General features: G+C 40.4%; 20 protein-coding genes. 3 read left to right on the forward strand and 17 right to left on the reverse strand.

Annotated features, from left to right (window positions below):
- Positions 1–44 precede the first annotated feature (44 nt).
- The gene (locus A7967_RS05470; protein ID WP_054203571.1) at positions 45–749 is read right to left on the reverse strand and encodes a GntR family transcriptional regulator; all 705 of its coding nucleotides are present in this window, start codon (positions 747–749) and stop codon (positions 45–47) included.
- 265 nt (positions 750–1,014) lie between these two features.
- Between A7967_RS05470 and rsmF the strand changes: the two genes are divergently transcribed.
- Both rsmF and A7967_RS05480 read left to right on the forward strand, forming a co-directional pair.
- Entirely contained in the window at positions 1,015–2,451 is a 1,437-nt protein-coding gene (gene rsmF, locus A7967_RS05475; protein ID WP_054203570.1) for a 16S rRNA (cytosine(1407)-C(5))-methyltransferase RsmF, read from the forward strand.
- Positions 2,452–2,801: 350 nt separating this feature from the next.
- Positions 2,802–3,626, forward strand: a complete 825-nt coding sequence (locus tag A7967_RS05480) for a polysaccharide deacetylase family protein (RefSeq protein WP_054203569.1) — start codon at positions 2,802–2,804, stop codon at positions 3,624–3,626.
- Here A7967_RS05480 and A7967_RS05485 read toward each other — a convergent pair.
- From A7967_RS05485 to yceD, 14 genes are all read right to left on the reverse strand, one after another.
- A complete protein-coding gene (locus A7967_RS05485; RefSeq protein ID WP_064435470.1) occupies positions 3,623–5,476 on the reverse strand; it encodes a metallophosphoesterase family protein in 1,854 nt (617 codons plus the stop codon). The two genes, A7967_RS05480 and A7967_RS05485, sit on opposite strands and share 4 nt — an antisense overlap.
- A gap of 6 nt (positions 5,477–5,482) precedes the next feature.
- Entirely contained in the window at positions 5,483–6,262 is a 780-nt protein-coding gene (locus tag A7967_RS05490) for a TatD family hydrolase (protein WP_054203567.1), read from the reverse strand.
- 11 nt (positions 6,263–6,273) lie between these two features.
- The gene (locus A7967_RS05495; protein WP_054203566.1) at positions 6,274–6,600 is read right to left on the reverse strand and encodes a PilZ domain-containing protein; all 327 of its coding nucleotides are present in this window, start codon (positions 6,598–6,600) and stop codon (positions 6,274–6,276) included.
- Positions 6,601–6,608: 8 nt separating this feature from the next.
- Entirely contained in the window at positions 6,609–7,505 is an 897-nt protein-coding gene (gene holB, locus A7967_RS05500) for a DNA polymerase III subunit delta' (RefSeq protein ID WP_054203565.1), read from the reverse strand.
- A gap of 1 nt (position 7,506) precedes the next feature.
- Complete coding sequence (tmk, locus tag A7967_RS05505; protein ID WP_054203564.1) at positions 7,507–8,136, reverse strand: dTMP kinase; 630 nt, start codon at positions 8,134–8,136, stop codon at positions 7,507–7,509.
- 59 nt (positions 8,137–8,195) lie between these two features.
- On the reverse strand, positions 8,196–9,191 hold the full coding sequence (gene mltG / locus A7967_RS05510; RefSeq protein WP_054203563.1) for an endolytic transglycosylase MltG: 996 nt from the start codon (positions 9,189–9,191) through the stop codon (positions 8,196–8,198).
- Positions 9,185–10,009, reverse strand: a complete 825-nt coding sequence (pabC, locus tag A7967_RS05515) for an aminodeoxychorismate lyase (protein ID WP_064435500.1) — start codon at positions 10,007–10,009, stop codon at positions 9,185–9,187. The genes mltG and pabC overlap by 7 nt, the downstream gene beginning before the upstream one ends.
- A gap of 63 nt (positions 10,010–10,072) precedes the next feature.
- Positions 10,073–11,311 (reverse strand): beta-ketoacyl-ACP synthase II, encoded by a 1,239-nt coding sequence (fabF, locus tag A7967_RS05520; protein ID WP_054203562.1) that lies wholly within the window; start codon positions 11,309–11,311, stop codon positions 10,073–10,075.
- A gap of 86 nt (positions 11,312–11,397) precedes the next feature.
- Positions 11,398–11,634: an acyl carrier protein gene (gene acpP, locus A7967_RS05525; RefSeq protein ID WP_054203561.1), complete on the reverse strand. Its 237-nt coding sequence runs from the start codon at positions 11,632–11,634 to the stop codon at positions 11,398–11,400.
- A gap of 240 nt (positions 11,635–11,874) precedes the next feature.
- On the reverse strand, positions 11,875–12,621 hold the full coding sequence (gene fabG / locus A7967_RS05530) for a 3-oxoacyl-ACP reductase FabG (protein WP_064435471.1): 747 nt from the start codon (positions 12,619–12,621) through the stop codon (positions 11,875–11,877).
- Positions 12,622–12,634: 13 nt separating this feature from the next.
- Positions 12,635–13,561, reverse strand: a complete 927-nt coding sequence (fabD, locus tag A7967_RS05535) for an ACP S-malonyltransferase (protein WP_054203559.1) — start codon at positions 13,559–13,561, stop codon at positions 12,635–12,637.
- 74 nt (positions 13,562–13,635) lie between these two features.
- A complete protein-coding gene (plsX, locus tag A7967_RS05540; protein WP_054203558.1) occupies positions 13,636–14,664 on the reverse strand; it encodes a phosphate acyltransferase PlsX in 1,029 nt (342 codons plus the stop codon).
- A 12-nt stretch (positions 14,665–14,676) separates the two neighbouring features.
- Positions 14,677–14,847 carry a 50S ribosomal protein L32 gene (gene rpmF / locus A7967_RS05545; RefSeq protein WP_002962381.1) on the reverse strand — a complete coding sequence of 57 codons (171 nt, stop codon included), beginning with the start codon at positions 14,845–14,847 and terminating at the stop codon, positions 14,677–14,679.
- A gap of 9 nt (positions 14,848–14,856) precedes the next feature.
- The gene (gene yceD / locus A7967_RS05550) at positions 14,857–15,381 is read right to left on the reverse strand and encodes a 23S rRNA accumulation protein YceD (protein WP_054203557.1); all 525 of its coding nucleotides are present in this window, start codon (positions 15,379–15,381) and stop codon (positions 14,857–14,859) included.
- 142 nt (positions 15,382–15,523) lie between these two features.
- Here yceD and A7967_RS05555 point away from each other — a divergent pair, with 142 nt between their 5' ends.
- Positions 15,524–16,117, forward strand: coding sequence for a Maf family protein (locus A7967_RS05555; protein ID WP_054203556.1), 594 nt, complete (start codon positions 15,524–15,526; stop codon positions 16,115–16,117).
- Here the strand turns inward: A7967_RS05555 and A7967_RS05560 are convergent.
- Positions 16,114–16,764 carry an HAD-IA family hydrolase gene (locus tag A7967_RS05560; protein ID WP_054203555.1) on the reverse strand — a complete coding sequence of 217 codons (651 nt, stop codon included), beginning with the start codon at positions 16,762–16,764 and terminating at the stop codon, positions 16,114–16,116. The two genes, A7967_RS05555 and A7967_RS05560, sit on opposite strands and share 4 nt — an antisense overlap.
- On the reverse strand, positions 16,761–17,720 hold the full coding sequence (gene rluC, locus A7967_RS05565) for a 23S rRNA pseudouridine(955/2504/2580) synthase RluC (RefSeq protein WP_054203554.1): 960 nt from the start codon (positions 17,718–17,720) through the stop codon (positions 16,761–16,763). The genes A7967_RS05560 and rluC overlap by 4 nt, the downstream gene beginning before the upstream one ends.
- Positions 17,721–17,794 lie beyond the last annotated feature (74 nt).

Consider the following 17,794-nt stretch of genomic DNA (forward strand, 5'->3'; position numbering starts at 1 on the left):
CAGACTCTATTTTTAAATTTTAACTATGACAATTTTGCTATTAGTTATTTATTGACTGCACTTTTTTGTGCAGCCAATAAATCAAATTTGTTTTGAACATTTGCTTGCGATGCACTGATGTGGCGTTTCATTAATAGCTCAGCTAATTCACCATCGTGGCTTTCAATCGCATTAATGATTGCTAAGTGCTCATCAAACGCTTTTGATACTCGCGGGCCAACCATGCCCATTTGCACACGATACATACGAATTAGCTGATAAAGCCCATTACTCAGTAGATGAATAAGATGATCGTTTTTACTACCTTTAATAATGCGATAATGAAAATCCAAATCACCCGCTTCTTGATAGTACGACTCGCCCTCTTTTACTCGCTGAGTTTGTAGATGTTGATTAAGTAATTGTTTTAAGCTTTGCACTTCATCTGCTGCCATATTGTCGGCAGCTAATCGACAAGCTAAGCCTTCAAGGGCACTGCGCACTTCGTATACTTCTATCAAACGCTCTGCAGTAAGGGCCACCACGCGACAACCCACATTGGCTTTGCGCTCAACTAAATAGCAACTTTCAAGGCGGTTTAATGCTTCGCGTAATGTCGCACGACTTACCCCATAGCGCTTTGCCAGTTCAGGCTCTGAGATTTTGCTGCCTTGCTCTATCGTACCTTCGACAATTTCACGACGCATATCCACAAACACTTGATCGGAAGCTGTGGTAATAGGTGTTTTGCTAAAAGCGTCTTGCGTCATTTAATACTTCTCTAAGATTGTCGACAATTAATGACTACACTATGGTCTTTTGCTGAAAATGTGTCAAGCCTAAATCACCAAAAAGAGTGTTTAAAACCGACTATTGTCGACATAAAAATAGATAACTATATTTAAAAGCTCAAAATGCAAATAAAAAACCAGTAAATGTCGACAGGAATAACAACCATAAAATTTTATTTAAGGCGACCCTCAGTGCCAGTAATAATGATAGAATACACCTTTAAAATTCTCTGTGAGCTTAGTCTTGGACGCCAATACCTATATCCCCCAGCCTTTTATAGATGACGTAAACACCTATTTACCAGCGCACCTAACACTCGATGACTTTCTCAGTGCCTGTCGCAGACCCCTGCGCAAATCTGTACGCGTTAATACTCTAAAAATGTCAGTTGAGGATTTTAAGCTGGCAGCCAAAGAAAAAGGCTGGCAATTAACGGCGATCCCATGGTGTAGCGAAGGTTTTTGGTTAGTACGCCCTGAAAAAGAAGAGCAAGCATTAGCCTTAGGGAACACTGACTTACACCTAAGTGGTGCCATGTATGTTCAAGAAGCCAGCTCAATGCTGCCACCAATGGCACTCAAAGAGTCATTAATTGATGCAACACATGTGCTTGATATGGCATCAGCCCCAGGCTCTAAAACCTCACAACTTGCCGCACTAATGAATAACCAAGGTGTTTTGGTTGCTAATGAATTGTCGTCATCTCGCTTAAAAGTACTCAGCGCGACATTAAAACGCATGGGGGTGGGCAATTGTGCACTCTCACATTTTGATGGTGCTATTTTTGGTGATTACATGTATGAGTGCTTTGATAGTATTTTGCTTGATGCTCCCTGCTCAGGTGAAGGTACCGTTCGTAAAGATGCTGATGCACTAAAAAACTGGTCCATTGAATCAAATATTGATATTGCTAAAGTACAAAAAAACTTAATTAAAAGCGCCTTTTATGCGTTAAAACCCGGCGGCACTTTAGTGTACTCAACCTGTACTTTAACACCGCTAGAAAATCAGCAAGTGTGTGACTACTTGCTAAGCGAATTTCCAGAGCTGCTAGAAGTACACCCATTAGATGATTTATTTACCGGCGCAGAGCTCGCTACAACGTCTGAGGGTTACTTACACGTTTGGCCACAAACTTTTGATAGCGAAGGTTTTTTTATTGCCAAATTTAAAAAGCTGGGTAGCTGCGATAACCCTAATCAAAAAGTTAAAAAAGGCGCTTTCCCTTTTCAACCTTATGATAAAAAAGCAGCCTTGGCATTTAATAGCGAACTTAAAAAACAATTTGCTGTGCAACCTCTTTCTGGCAGCTTAATGCAACGCGATAAAGAATTGTGGTTATTTCCTGAGGAATTTGATGCCATTGAAAATAAAATAAAATACGCTCGCTTAGGTATACACCTTGGCATGATCCACAAAAATGGGGTTCGTCTTAATCATGAATTTGCCACTGTGTTTGGCGGACAATGTTCAAAAAACGTCTATGCGCTAACTAACGAACAAGCCAATGATTACTTTCAAGGTAAAGATATTCGTTTAACTGAACCAACGAGTACATTAGGAGAAGTAATACTAACGTTGTGCGGCTGCCCAATAGGATTAGGTAAATGGCAAAAAAATAAAATCAAAAATTCATTGCCACGAGATTTAGTGCAAAATACGCAATTAATTGTTTGGTAAGAAGAAATGTTAATAACAAAAACATAAAGTTTTATTTTTTACTTTATTTTAATACAAACCATTGTTTTAAAAGCAGTATAAAAATCACTCATTTTATTGTGTCTTTTTACATATGTTAACTACACTTAATATTACTTTCTACTTCTCCCTTAATGAATTTAGAAGGTGTTCCCAAGTTAGCGCAGGCTCGTCAAGAGCCACCCCTAAGCCCAGAACAATGCAGATTCGTTCTGGGCATTTTTTATCTAAAAGCAATAAAAGCGTAAAACTTTTTTAAACATGTAGTTTTCTATTGCCTTATGTGTGCTTTGTTGTTTTTATAGGTAAAAAGCTAACTCAAAGGAATTACTATGCCTAAGCCATTCACTTTCATCTCTATTGCTTATTTATTAACAAGCGCCTCCTGTTTTGCACAAGACTCAACAAAATACCTAGGTTTTACCTATCCAGACAAAGCACAAAATGCGGTGAGTATTACCTTCGATGATGCAAGAGAAAGTCAAGTCGATGTAGGCACTACCATACTCAATAAGCACAATGTAAAAGCGACTTTTTACGTATCCCCATTTAATGTTGAAAAGCGCCTTAAGAAATGGCAAAAAGCAGCTAAAGCTGGCCATGAAATCGCTAATCACACTAGCAGCCACGTTTGCACAGGTAATTTTGAGTGGCTTAGAAAACAAGGTTTATCACTTGAACAAACGACACTTGAGTGGTTAGAAAACGATATACTAAGTGCGCAACAATACCTCGCGAAGCATTTAGACGTTACCCCGCGAGCATTTGCCTACCCTTGCGGGAACACCTTTGTTGGTCGCGGCATAAAGACCAAAAGCTACGTACCTTTAATTGCCAAACATTTTGATAGTGGCCGAACCTGGTTAGACGAGTCTGCTAATAATCCTAACTTTACTGACTTTGCACAACTAACGGGTCTGCGAATTGATGGTATGAGCTTTGATGAAGTCATTACTATGACTGAGCAATTACGTAACAATAATGCGTGGTTAATTTTAGCAGGCCACGATATTGGCGAAAAAAGTCAGTATTCAACGGATGCGAAAGTTTTAGAGCAGCTTATTATCTACTTTAAAGACCCAAAAAATGGCTACTGGCTCGATACGGTAAGTAATGTTGGCGATTATGTAAAAAAACAGCGTAAATCAATCGACTAATCATTCGTTAAATCAAATTCTGTGGTGCGATTATCGGGATGAAGTAACTGATAACGCGCCAACTTCCCTTGCTTTAAATCAATTAAGCTAATAGCAGAGTCGCTCACAAGGTACTTTTGTCCATCACCTATTGTTTGGTGTTTATCAACTTCCATATGCCAACGTTTCGTAAAGAAATTTAATGGGCTTTTCGGTGAATATAAAATTGAATCGAGCTTATCGAGTATATTAATTAATTTTCGCGGAAATTCATTTTTAATGCCACTGGCGGTAAGTTGCCAGATCCGATTCGGATGTTTGCCAAAGCGTTTTTGCACTGAAAAGCAAAACGAATAATGTACATCGCCTGATAATATCAGCGTTTCTTTTGGAGTGTCGTCGCGGCGAAAGGTATCGAGTAATTTTTTAGCTGAGCCTTCATGGGCCATCCAGTTTTCAACATCAACTAATAATGGCTGCCCACACATATTAAATAATGCTTGAATTGCCTCTATTGATTTAACCCCAAACACCGGCGCAGGTGAAACGATAATCACTTGCTCATGCGTAAGTAAGCTTGCTTCAAGCTCCATGAGTCGTTCCCAATCAAGTAAGCCTGAGGGTTCATTAAAGTTTTGTTCATTACGCCAACGATGAGTACGAGTATCTAACACCACCACCTTTGGTACAGTGTTAAGCTCATAATGCCAATGATTAAATTCCAGTATGGTTTTATCAAATGCCTTAAACTGCCACTGTTTTTGCTCAGTCAAACTTGCTTTAAATTCATCGAGTAAAACAGCTGTTTTCTTACCTGCATCATTACCAAAGCCTTGGATTAACCAGTAACTGATCAAACCATTATTTATAATACGCCGACTCACTGGATGTTGATAAATCAACTGCTCCCACCCTGCTGTTAAATTCCAATCATCGGTCACGTCGTGATCATCAAACATCATTAAAGTGGATACGTTTGCAAATAACACCTGCACATCTTTTAAACCTTCACTAAAGCCGACTAAGGCCTGCTTTTCGCTTTCAAATATCTGTTGGCATTTATTGCTTGATGCTTGATAAGTAATGGTATCTATACTGATATGCGCCCATACAATCGAACTAAAATTAAGCAGGTATAGCGCTATAAACTCTTCAAACGCAATTAAGTGATTGGCTGCTTTTAAACTTGAAAAATGCGGCTCATCTTTTTTGAGCCAATACCCTACGCCTATTTTACTGCGTTGCTGCCAAGGCACTTTAGGCAAAAATAGGTGCCGCTGATAGAGTTGGTCGGTTAATTTTTCAGGCAGTGCTATATCAAGGGGTTGTTCTTTATAAATACCGAGTAAATCAATCAGCCTATATATCGCAATTAGCATGGCGCCGGCAACGTCATCTGCGTAAACCTGATCGCCTGATAGTAATAAAATATCAGCCCCCGCTTTGCTATTACTGCGATTTTGCTGTTGAAAATCATTCGCTGCAACTAAGCTGTCTTTTGCTGGATGATGCGGATTACGACATGAACCATGTAATATCTGCTCGAGTGTATGTGGAATTACAAACTCAGGGGTTGCCTTACCTTGGTAGCAAAAAACACTTAAATCCACCTCCGCAGAGTCGTTAAATAAGCGATAGCTTATCAATTTATCAATGGGGAGTGTGGCAACCACAGGCTTTATTATTACAAAATGCAAATAAAGATGAGCACCTAAAGCAACGCTATGATGCTCGCTGAAGGTGTCTATTTTATCAAACTCTATACGATACTGTGATGCCACAGATGTGGCAAATTGTATGCAAACTTCAGCAGCATCTGCGCGGCGCACCATCGGCCCCATTAATAAAAGAGGAAGTGATGCATCACTCATGCTTAATTATCCTTTGTTCACTAAATTAAATAATGAATAAAAATTGTTTGTAGTGGCAGTCGCTAACTCTTTGTAGCTAATACCTTTTAAATCGGCAATGTAATAAGCAACATCTTGCACATAAGCAGGCTGATTGGTTTTGCCACGATAAGGCACTGGCGCTAAATACGGCGAATCTGTTTCAATCAACAATCTATCTAACGGTATTTGTTTAACTACGTCTTTAAGTTCTACTGCATTTTTAAATGTCACAATGCCAGAGATAGAAATATAAAAACCTAAATCAATGGCTTTTTTTGCCATATCCCAATCTTCTGTAAAGCAGTGTAATACGCCACCACATTTTTCTGCATTGTGTGCGCGCATCAGGTTGATAGTGTCTTCGCGGGCATCACGAGTGTGAATAATCAGCGGTTTTTGCAGCTCATTCGCTACTTCAATATGACCGACAAAACTTGCTTGTTGTACAGCATGCGTATCTTTCGCGTAATAATAATCAAGGCCGGTTTCACCAATAGCCACTACTTTTTCATGGCTCGCTAAATCTATTAAACGTTGTTTATCTAACGCATCTTTTTGATCTAGCGGGTGTACACCGCATGACGCTGATACATCACTGTAACCTTGAATTTTTTCCAACATAGATGGAAATTGATCAAGCGTTACACTGACACACAAAAAGTGTTCTACCTGTTTAGCCCTTGCACTATCAAGCACTTGGTCTAAGTTTAAATCGAGTTTATCAAAATCGAGACGGTCTAAATGGCAATGAGAATCTACAATCACGTTACTGCTTACTACATGGTATAAGTTGGATTACCAGAGTTTAACATAGTCCCTAGTAGTTTTTCGATCTTCGCATTAAGATTGGTTTTATCATCGATAAAACTAATCCCTATTCCTGGTGGGTTAGAACTTTGCGCGCCTTGGGGTGTGATCCACGCAACTTTCCCCGTAATGACATCATCTTCTAATGCATCAGGTAAGGTCACTTTTAATGCCAGTGAATGGCCCATTTCATAACGCATATTAGTGCGTACAAATAGCCCGCCGGTTTTTAAATACGGCATATAGCAGCGGTATAATTCATCTAGATCATCTAAATCGACTAATAATTCTTGCACAATCAATCCTATTTATAGCTTTGGCGTAAACGATACGCTAATCGAGAAACAGCCAAAGGCAAATTCAATCCAAGTATCTGTGTGCTGTTTTGGACAAACTCCGCTAATGCGCTCTGCGCATTTTGATACGAGTCAAAATCCATTCCAGCAATGAGTTGTTGTTTTAATTGTTCACTTAAAAATAAACAAAATACCCGAACACGCTCTGTATCTTTACTAATGATATCAACCAACGCGGTGAAATTATGGCCTTGTTTAAGCTCAGTTGCAAACTTATAAAGTTTATCAATCATTTCCAGCTGTTCGTCTTGTTGCCAACGTTCAATGAGTAACGGCTGTTGAGTAAATAAAGAAAGCCATTCATAGGCAGGAATTTGTAACTGCGAAATCCACATTTTTGCTGCATTTACATCACTAACTTTTACTTGCGTTAGCGCACAGCGGCTTAAAATAGTCGCTGGCAGTTGTGTTGTCGCACTCGTGGTCAATAATAAAAACCGACGCGGACTTGGCTCTTCTAAGGTTTTTAACAGGGCATTTGCTGCTGCGGTGGTCATTTTATGACAGTCGTTAATAACAACCACTTTATTTGCATTTTGCGCCGCTGACTGATTCATAAAATCACTGACACTGCGAATATCATCTACACCAATACTTTGCCCATCAGCTTGCACTACATACTTGTCCGGGTGAGTCACAGCTTGATTGAGATGGCAGCTTTTGCAGTTTCCACAAGGCACTAAGTTATTAGCCGATGAACACAATAATGCATTCGCTAATTGTTCAACTAAGGCACGCTTACCCACACCTTGCTGGCCATTCAATAATTGTCCATGATGAAAGCGTCCTGCGTTAAAACTTGCTGCTAATTGTTGTTCAACATGACTAAGCCAAGGATAAATCATTTTAATGGTTACTTTTAATAAACTGATCTAGCACAGTGATAATATCTTGATGTACTCGTTCGATACTTTGCTGTGCATTTACGGTCTCAATGCTGTCGTCACACTTTGCTAATTCTAAATAGCGTGTGCGTGTACGTTCAAAAAAACTTAAGGCTTGTTGTTCTATACGATCAAGCTCACCGCGCCCTTTAGCACGAGCAAGGCCAATAGCAGGGTCAATATCCAAATAAATGGTTAAATCAGGTTTTAAACCTTTTAATACAATACTAGCAAGGGAGTCCAAAGTGTTTGAAGCAATTTCACGCCCACCGCCCTGATACGCTTGCGATGATAAATCATGACGATCACCTAGTACCCATTGTCCTTTTGCCATCGCTGGACGTATAACATTGTGCAACAGTTGAGAACGAGCAGCATACATGATCAAAAGCTCCGTCTCGCTGGCAATCTCTTCGTCGTGATTGTCTTTTACGATACTACGCAGTGCTTCAGCAATGGGGGTACCACCGGGCTCTCTTACATTGATAAAATCAACGCCATGCTGCGCTAAAAACTGTTGGCAAATTGCTATAGCGGTTGATTTTCCGGCGCCTTCTAAGCCTTCAATCACAATAAATTTTGCTGCTGTCATGGTTTCTCTTTTTTGTTTGAAAAAGCATTAGTAGGCTTTCTCGTTTTATATTTTTTAATCTATTTGTTTAACTGCTTTTGATAACGCAAGTAATCTTGTACCGCTTTATTATGCTCTTTTAGCGTTTTTGAAAATTGGTGGCTGCCATCACCTTTTGCCACAAAATACACAAACTCAGATTTTGGTGGATTAACCGCAGCAAAAATTGCAGGTTTTGATGGCATTGCAATAGGCGTTGGCGGTAAACCATTTATTTTATAGGTATTATACGGCGTATAAGTCGTTAAATCTTTGCGTTTAATATCGCCATCAAAATCAGCGCCTATGCCATAAATCACAGTGGGGTCCGTTTGCAAGCGCATTTTTGTGTTTAATCGGTTAGTAAACACAGATGCGATTAATGGCCGTTCGCTAGCAAGACCTGTTTCTTTTTCAATAATGGACGCCATGATTAATACTTCGTAAGCAGACTTTAAAGGTAAGTTAGGAGCTTTATTTTGCCACGCTTCATCAAGCACACTTTGCATTATCTTATGCGCACGCTTAAGCACCGAGCTGGCAGTATCATTAGCATGATAATGATAGGTATCAGGAAACAGCCACCCTTCTAAATGTTTATCTGAGCCTAAAACTTGCTGAGATAGCTCATCAAGTATTAAGTCATTACGAAGGTACTCTGCGTGACTAATTGCTGCTAACACTTCGCGCAATGATTGCCCTTCAATAATTGTAAAACTAAAGCTGGCCTGCTTACCTTGGTTAATACGGCGAATATTATCTAAAACGGTGCCTGTATCAAGTTGATATAAGCCCGCTTTTAAATCAGTTAATGTTGGGTCCAATTTAGCGAGTACTTGATAACGAAAGCAATCTTTCAACCACTGTTTGGCCTGCCATTGCTGACATAGTTGGTTAAAACCCGTGCCTTTTTTCACTTCAAATAGCGTGTTTTGAGGCGTTTTTAATGGACTATTAATTGTCGTTTGCAACTGTTGGTAGCCAATACCAGTGACAAATAATGCCAATAATACGACCGTGATAATCACTTTTAACACGCTGACTCCTTGAGTAATAAATCTTCCAGTAAGGCTACACTGGTGGATAATTCATATTTTATATTATTGATCGCTGTCACAGGCACAATACCCATTAGGCTATTACAAATAAAAACAGCTTCCATTTGCTGTAATTCCTCAAGTGTCATATCAATAAATTGCACGGGTAATTTATCACACAGAGATTGCAGATAAACCCCCCAAATACCGCAGTTTTTCAAATTAGGACTAAAGACGCAGCCTTTATTAATGGCAACTATGTTTGCTGCGGAGGTTTCTATCACAAAATTATTATAATCTAACACGATCACATCATCACATGTTTGATGCGCCATGGCCTGTTTTATCATCACCTGCTCTAAGCGATTTAAGGTTTTTAAACCTGCAAATAAAGGTTGCGATGCTAATTGCACCGTGCTGATAGCTAATTTAATGCCTTGTTGGGCAAGCAAAGGATAACTGGCAGGAAAAGGTAGCTGCGATAGTATAATAAGTGACTGTGGTAACTCAGGTAAACCATATCCTCGGCCACCACTGCCTCGCGTTACGACAATTTTTAGTACGCCCAGTGCTGTTGTGGCGATATAATCAGTAATCTCTGATTCCAGCTGCACAAAGTCTAATTCGCTAAAGCCTAATCGCATTGCGCATTCAATTAAACGCATTCGATGAAGTGGCCAATGGACCACTTGACCATCCTGCACTTTAGCGGTGGTAAAAAAGCCATCCCCATAATTAAAGCCGCGGTCTTGACTGCTTATCGTGGCTGATTGCTCTTTGGAGGCTTTTTTTATTATTTGAATTATTTTTTTAGGCATATTTTGCATATAAAAAAACCCAGTAACAACTGGGCTCTTCTTGGATATCGTTGTTAAAAAAGATTATACCTTTTTAAATAGCAACGAGCCATTAGTACCACCAAAACCAAATGAGTTACATAACGCGTAATCAAGTTTCGCGTCACGAGCGGTGTGAGGAACATAGTCCAAATCACATCCTTCATCAGGGTTATCAAGGTTAATTGTTGGTGTTACTTTTTGATCTTGTAATGACAAAATTGTAATGATTGACTCAACAGACCCTGCTGCACCTAATAAATGGCCCATCATTGATTTAGATGAACTCACCATCACATCTTTTGCTGCGTTACCGAAGATTGATTTAACCGCTGAAGTCTCAGCTTTGTCGCCAGCATTAGTCGATGTGCCATGTGCGTTAATGTAACCCACTTGGTCAGCATTAATTTGCGCATCATTTAGCGCATTTTCCATCGCAAGAGCTGCACCTGCACCGTCTTCTGGTGGTGATGTCATATGGAATGCATCGCCGCTCATACCAAAACCAACTAACTCTGAGTAGATTTTAGCACCACGCGCTTTTGCATGTTCGTACTCTTCAAGTACGATCACACCTGCACCATCGGAAAGTACAAAACCATCACGATCTTTATCCCACGGGCGCGATGCCGCTTGCGGATCGTCGTTTCGGGTAGATAAAGCGCGTGCAGCATTAAAGCCACCCATACCAATTGGTGTTGACGCCTTCTCAGCGCCACCGGCTACCATGGCATCTGCATCGCCGTAGGCAATCATACGCGCCGCGTGACCGATGTTATGCAAACCCGTTGTACAGGCAGTAACAATTGAAATATTTGGACCACGTAGACCGTGCATAATCGATAAATGACCTGAGATCATATTGATGATGGTCGATGGTACGTAAAAAGGAGAAAGCTTACGTGGGCCACTGTTTAATAATTTTATGTGGTTCTCTTCAATCAGCGTTAAACCACCAATGCCTGAACCAACAGCAACACCAACGCGCGGTGCGTTCTGCTCTGTGATCACAAGGCCAGAATCTTGTATTGCTTGTACACCTGCCGCTATGCCGTACTGAATGAATAAATCCATTTTTTTAGCATCTTTCTTTGGCATGTAAGCCGATGCATCAAAATTATTCAGCAAACCTGCGAATTTGGTGCCAAAACTTGAAGTATCAAAATGCGTAATAGTTTGAATACCACTTTTGCCGTTTAACAAGTTTTGCCACGTTGACTCAACATCGTTACCTAGCGGTGTCAACATTCCTAAGCCAGTTACGACTACTCGACGTTTAGCCACGGTTTGCCTCCAATATGGGAATTATTATTTTTCTGGTGGGTGTAATATATTAAGGGTAGCGAATGCTACCCTTAATTTGCGATTGATTACTCAGCGTGAGCTGTAACGTAATCGATTGCAGATTGTACTGTAGTGATCTTTTCAGCTTCTTCGTCTGGGATCTCAGTGTCAAACTCTTCTTCAAGAGCCATTACTAATTCAACAGTATCAAGTGAATCTGCGCCTAAGTCATCAACGAAAGAAGCTTCGTGCTTTACTTCTTCTTCTTTAACACCTAGTTGCTCAATGATGATTTTCTTTACGCGTTCTTGGATGTCGCTCATTCTTCTTTCCTTTATTAAAAACGCCAATGCGTTATTTTCAGATTGCGGCGTAGTTTACGGCGCATAATTCTGTGATTCAAGGATTTGCTGATAATTATTTATCTGGTCAAACCTCTTGAAGGTTATTTGGCTCTTTTATCGCTTATTTTCACAACGAATTCAAGTATGTTTAAAGCAAGTTCACAAAAAATTCAACATTTTTCGACAAACTCACCAAAAACTAAATAGGAACAAAGTTCCTTATACCATGTACATGGCACCATTTACATGCAAAGTTTCGCCTGAAACATAAGCAGCTGCATCAGATGCTAAATAACAGACTGCGGCTGCAATCTCATCTGGTTGACCTAATCGTCCAGCTGGAACATTAGCAAGCGTAGCTGCTTTTTGTTCATCTGTAAGCTCGTCAGTCATATCAGTTTGAATAAAACCAGGTGCAACAACGTTAACTGTAATACCACGAGAGGCCACTTCACGCGCTAATGATTTAGAAAAACCAATTACACCCGCTTTTGCTGCGGCATAATTAGCTTGCCCTGCATTACCCATCGTACCTACTACCGAGCCGATGTTAATAATACGACCATTCTTTTTCTTCATCATCGGACGTAATACCGCTTTTGACAAACGAAAGATAGAGCTTAGATTAGTATCAATGATATCGTCCCACTCTGACTCTTTCATGCGCATAAGCAAATTATCGCGAGTAATACCGGCATTATTAACTAATACATCAATATCACCCAAATCCGCTTTTATCGCAGCAAGTGTCGCCTCAATCGATGCAGGATCAGTTACGTTTAATGCATAACCTTTACCGTTATCGCCTAAGTACTCGCTTATATTTGCAGCGCCCGACTCACTCGTTGCAGTACCCGCTACTTTAGCGCCTTGCGCAATTAAAGTCGTTGCTATTGCTTTACCGATACCACGACTTGCGCCAGTAACTAGGACAACTTTGCCCTCTAGTGAAAATAAATTTTCCATTGTTATCCTACTCTTATTTTGCTTCGTCAATGGCTGATTGGCTATTAACCGAACCACATACCATTGCTTTATCAATACGCTTTGCAAGGCCTGTTAATACTTTACCAGGACCAAATTCGTAACTTTGGGTAATACCTTGCGCTACTAACGCTTGTACTGTCTCAGTCCAACGTACTGGGCTGTATAATTGACGAACCAATGCGTCTTTAATCGCATCTGCTGCGCTTGCAGCGGTTACATCAACGTTATTAATTACATCACACTTAGGTGTATTAAATGTTAAAGCCGCTAAATCCGTCGCTAATTTTTCTGCTGCAGGCTTCATCAGTTCACAATGTGATGGCACGCTTACAGATAAAGGCAATGCACGTTTGGCACCGGCTTCTTTACACGCCTGTGACGCTCTATCAACTGCGGCTTTATGGCCTGCAATCACAACTTGACCTGGTGAATTATAATTTACTGGCGATACAACCTCACCTTGTGCAGATGCTTCGCACGCAGTTTGGATTTCATCATCACCTAAACCAATGATTGCAGCCATAGAGCCGACGCCTGCAGGCACAGCTTCTTGCATGTATAAACCACGGTTTTCAACGAGCTTTACAGCTTCCCCTAAACTTAATACATCGGCACACACCAATGCTGAATATTCACCTAAGCTGTGACCAGCCATTGTTACTTCTGCATCTGAATTTGCTGATAACCATTGACGGTAAATAGCCACTGAGGCTGTTAATAGTGCAGGTTGAGTACGATGGGTTTGATTTAGTTCTTGTTCTGGTCCATTAAGTACTAATGCAGCCAAATCATAACCTAGTGCGTGTGATGCTTCTGCAAACGTTGCTTTTACTATATCCGATTGCTCTAAAAGTTCACTTAACATACCCACTGATTGTGAGCCTTGACCTGGAAAAACAAGTGCAATTTTTTGTGCCATACTTTGCTCTTTAAATTAAACAAATAAATAATTGTTTAAGTAAACGCCTGACAACAAGATCTACTCGTCAGTCGCTACTTTTTAGTTGAATGTGTTTGCTCGAAAATAGCTGCAATTTTTTCAGGAAGTTGACGCTCAACTTCTTTAGCAGCTTCGTCGATAGCAGCATGAAATGCTTTAGCGGAGGCATTTCCATGGCTTTTTACGACAATACCGCGCAATCCTACCAGAGAAGCGCCGTTATACTGGTCGGGGTTCACCCTTTTATAGAGTTTTTTTATTACTGGGCGTAGCAAAAAGGCTAAGCATTTATAGAAAAAGTGCTTGCGCAGTGCTTTAGTAAGCTTAAACATAATGAGTTTTGCAATCCCTTCGCACGTTTTTAAAGCGACATTGCCCACAAAACCTTCGCAAACTATAACGTCTGATTTACCAGTAAATATATCACTGCCTTCGCTATAACCGGTATAATTTATATACTTACATTGCTGCATAAGCTCTGCAGCTTGCTTAATATCTTCATGGCCTTTAATCGCTTCAGAGCCAATATTTAATAAACTGACTTTAGGATTATCACAACCAAGCGCTTGCCCTGCGACCACCGACCCCATAATGCCAAACTGATACAAGGTTTGCGCATCACAATGCACATTGGCACCTAAATCAAGTAAGTAAACAGGGTTTTTACGCTCCGTTGGTACTGCTGAAATTAATGCTGGGCGCTTTACACCTGGAAGCATTTTCAGTACATAGTGAGCCATGAATAATAGTGCACCGGTGTTTCCGGCACTCACACACGCCTGTGCTTCACCTGATTTAACTAAATCAAGGGCAACGCGCATTGAGGAATCTTTTTTTGCTCGCACAGCAGAAGACGGTTCACAGCTATTGGTGACAACTTCAGTGCAATGACGAATAATTAAACGAGGATGGGAAAGAGAATCAAGCGATTCGAGTTCTTTAGATATTACTTGTTCGTTACCACATAAGATTAAACTTAAGTTGGCATTGGCATTTACCGCGTTAACGGCTGCGGGGATAGATGAACGGGGGCCATAATCGCCCCCCATCATATCTAACGCAATGGTTAGATTGGTCAGCATAAAAGCAATCTCTTATTTAGAAATTACTTGAACGCCTTTGTAGTAACCATCTGCAGTCACATGGTGACGACGATGAGTCTCACCAGATGTTTGGTCTACAGTTAAAGTTGGACCACTGATCGCATCGTGTGAACGGCGCATGCCGCGTCTTGCACGAGACTTTTTGCTTTTTTGTACAGCCATAGTCTTCTCCTAAGAATCTTTCTTAAGTTGTTTCAAAATATCAAATGGATTAGGTTTATCATCTTCCGCCTTTAAAACACCAAAGCTGGCAGGCTTTGCTGAATAACTGCATGAAGCTTCGTTGTGGGTAGCAACTAATGGAACTGCTAAAATTAGTTCGTCTTCGATTAACTCAAAAACGTTAATTTCACCATTTTCATCAAGCGCTACTTCATCGTAGTCTTCTGGAAAAATATCTGACTCTGTATCCTCTCCAATTGGGGAATAAACAAAGTCTTGAACCAAATCCAACCCTAAATTACCATTACAACGTTGACAAGTGACAGTAACGTGTGTGGACAAATTGCCTCTAATCACAGCGAAACCTTGATCGTCGTTTTTGCAATGAATTTTTACCGCTATTTCACCTACTTCTTCCTGCACAACTTCCCGTAAACGGGTAAGTTTTTCAAGCGGTACAATGCCGTCATACTTTAAACGGTGTTGAGCTGCTTTGCCTGGATGAAGAGTGATGGGAATTTTCACCTTTTGCATAGGGGCTGCATCATATAGATAGTTACTTGGTTAGTCAAAGTAAAAAACCATTTTTAACTGGTTTTTCGTGATTCATTTCTTTGTTTTACTTACGGATCTGATTTATCCTAACTCAATCTGATTTTCATTAGGAAAACAATCCATGAAGCACCCTCTCATTTTAGCCTCAAGTTCACCCTTTCGTCAGTCTTTATTGCAAAAATTTAATCTACCATTTGATACTTTTTCACCTGATGTTGACGAAACCCCTCACGTAAACGAAACACCGATTGCGCTTGTTTCTCGATTAAGTGAGCTCAAAGCCCGCGCTGCAACAGGCCTTTTTAAAGCGGGTTTAGTCATTGGTTCTGATCAAGTTGCAATATTTGACCAGCAAATTTTGGGTAAACCCCACAATAAAGAAAACGCAATAAAGCAACTGAGCCTATTTAGCGGTAATACAGTCACTTTTTTAACTGGCTTGTGCGTATACGACATTCTTTCAAACACAACAAAAACACGCGTCGAACCCTTTGATGTCACGTTCAAAAGCCTTTCGCATGAGCAAATAAGCGCTTATTGCGATGCTGAACAACCTTACAATTGTGCTGGCAGCTTTAAAAGTGAAGGCTTAGGTATTTGTTTATTTGAGAAACTCAATGGCGATGATCCAAACAGTTTGATTGGGTTACCATTGATCAAACTCAGCCAATTATTGACTGAGTTTGGGGTTGATGTATTAAGTAATCAAGCCTAACGATCAAGTAAGAGCGCACCTAATTGCTGATACGAATCAACCGTAGCAATTGGCGCAAACTCTTGCAGCTGTTGGGCGTTGTGTACGCCCATCGTCACACCTAGGCGGTCAATATTGGCTGCTTTCGCCATGGCCATGTCGATTTTAGTGTCACCAACCATTAACGCATCAAGAGCACTCATATTGAGCTCATCAAGTAATTGTAATAGCATATCAGGCGCTGGTTTTGACAATGCATCATCGCTGGTGCGCGTTGCAACAAAATAATTCCTAAGCTTTGTTTCATCGAGTAAACGCTCAAGCCCAGCACGGCTTTTCCCGGTTGCAACAGCTAACAACACACCACTATTTTTTAATGCAGCTAAAGTTTGCTCAACACCTTCGAATAAAGGGGTTGGCGTTACATCTACATATTTATATTGATGTTTATAGCCTGCGATCAAGTCAGCATATAAATCTGCATCGTTAGGAAATAAAGTAGCCACAGCCTGTTCAAGTGATAAGCCTATAATATTGGCGGTTTCTTCGTCACTCGGAGCAACTAAGCCACATAATATCGCAGATTGATGCATGCAGTTTACTATTTTTGTCACTGAATCCATCACTGTGCCATCCCAATCAAATATCACTAATTTATAGGATTTCACGATTTGGCTGCACGTAATGTTTTAATACAATTAACAAGTGCTTTATCAAGTGGTGCTTCAACACGCATGGTGGTTTCGTTTTTAGGGTGATAAAAACTCAAGTCATGTGCATGCAAAAATAACCGCCCTAAACCAATTTTACGCATCGCTGCATCAAATGCTTGGTTACCGTATTTGTCATCGCAAGCAATAGCATGCCCACGGCACTGAGTGTGAACACGAATTTGGTGCGTACGACCAGTAACGGGTGATGCCTGCACCAGTGAGCATTCATCAAAACGTTCTAACACTTTAAAGCGTGTATGAGATGGCTTACCTTCGGTGTTATTAACACGAACAACACGCTCACCCGATTGCAAGGTGTTCTTCAACAGCCCTTCGGTAACGTTTTTATCTTTTGAATCCCACTGGCCATCAACCAATGCCCAATAGTTTTTTTCCATGGTTTTTTCACGTAACTGTTCATGAAGACTGGTCAGTACAGAACGACGTTTTGAAATCAATAAGCAACCTGATGTATCCCGATCTAACCGATGCACAAGCTCTAAGCTTCGCTCTTCAGGGCGTAGAACACGCAACGCTTCAATAAGCCCATAACTTAAACCGCTGCCACCGTGCACAGCCATGCCTGAAGGTTTATTAATTACAATAAGATACTTGTCTTCAAATAAAATAGCGTCTTCAAGCTTAGTTACTACATCTAAATTTTTTGGTACAAACTCTTCACGCTCAGCGATTTTAATTGGCGGGATACGCACAATATCGTCAAGTTGAAGTTTGTAAACAGGTTTGATACGTTTTTTGTTCACACGCACCTCACCTTTTCGAAGGATTCGGTAAACAGCGCTTTTAGGCACCCCTTTTAAGTGGGTAATAAGAAAGTTATCAATCCGTTGACCTAAATGGTCTTCGGTAATCGTGACGAAAGATACTTGTAAGCCGGTTTTTTCTGACATTGCCTAATCACTGATTTAAGTAAAAATAATTTAGTTGCTAACACGGTTATAATAATGGGATAATCGCTAGCGCA

This window comes from Pseudoalteromonas neustonica, from assembly GCF_001653135.1.
Taxonomy (GTDB): Bacteria; Pseudomonadota; Gammaproteobacteria; order Enterobacterales; family Alteromonadaceae; genus Pseudoalteromonas; species Pseudoalteromonas neustonica.

Excerpts from the sequence above, each read along its gene's own strand:
- acpP (WP_054203561.1), bottom strand. The coding sequence starts at position 11,634 with ATGAGCGACATCCAAGAACGCGTAAAGAAAATCATCATTGAGCAACTA.
- plsX (WP_054203558.1), bottom strand. The coding sequence starts at position 14,664 with ATGCTGACCAATCTAACCATTGCGTTAGATATGATGGGGGGCGATTAT.
- A7967_RS05480 (WP_054203569.1), top strand. The coding sequence starts at position 2,802 with ATGCCTAAGCCATTCACTTTCATCTCTATTGCTTATTTATTAACAAGC.
- A7967_RS05470 (WP_054203571.1), bottom strand. The coding sequence starts at position 749 with ATGACGCAAGACGCTTTTAGCAAAACACCTATTACCACAGCTTCCGAT.
- fabG (WP_064435471.1), bottom strand. The coding sequence starts at position 12,621 with ATGGAAAATTTATTTTCACTAGAGGGCAAAGTTGTCCTAGTTACTGGC.
- pabC (WP_064435500.1), bottom strand. The coding sequence starts at position 10,009 with ATGCCTAAAAAAATAATTCAAATAATAAAAAAAGCCTCCAAAGAGCAA.
- A7967_RS05485 (WP_064435470.1), bottom strand. The coding sequence starts at position 5,476 with ATGAGTGATGCATCACTTCCTCTTTTATTAATGGGGCCGATGGTGCGC.
- rpmF (WP_002962381.1), bottom strand. The coding sequence starts at position 14,847 with ATGGCTGTACAAAAAAGCAAAAAGTCTCGTGCAAGACGCGGCATGCGC.
- tmk (WP_054203564.1), bottom strand. The coding sequence starts at position 8,136 with ATGACAGCAGCAAAATTTATTGTGATTGAAGGCTTAGAAGGCGCCGGA.
- rluC (WP_054203554.1), bottom strand. The coding sequence starts at position 17,720 with ATGTCAGAAAAAACCGGCTTACAAGTATCTTTCGTCACGATTACCGAA.
- A7967_RS05555 (WP_054203556.1), top strand. The coding sequence starts at position 15,524 with ATGAAGCACCCTCTCATTTTAGCCTCAAGTTCACCCTTTCGTCAGTCT.
- holB (WP_054203565.1), bottom strand. The coding sequence starts at position 7,505 with ATGATTTATCCTTGGCTTAGTCATGTTGAACAACAATTAGCAGCAAGT.
- fabD (WP_054203559.1), bottom strand. The coding sequence starts at position 13,561 with ATGGCACAAAAAATTGCACTTGTTTTTCCAGGTCAAGGCTCACAATCA.
- yceD (WP_054203557.1), bottom strand. The coding sequence starts at position 15,381 with ATGCAAAAGGTGAAAATTCCCATCACTCTTCATCCAGGCAAAGCAGCT.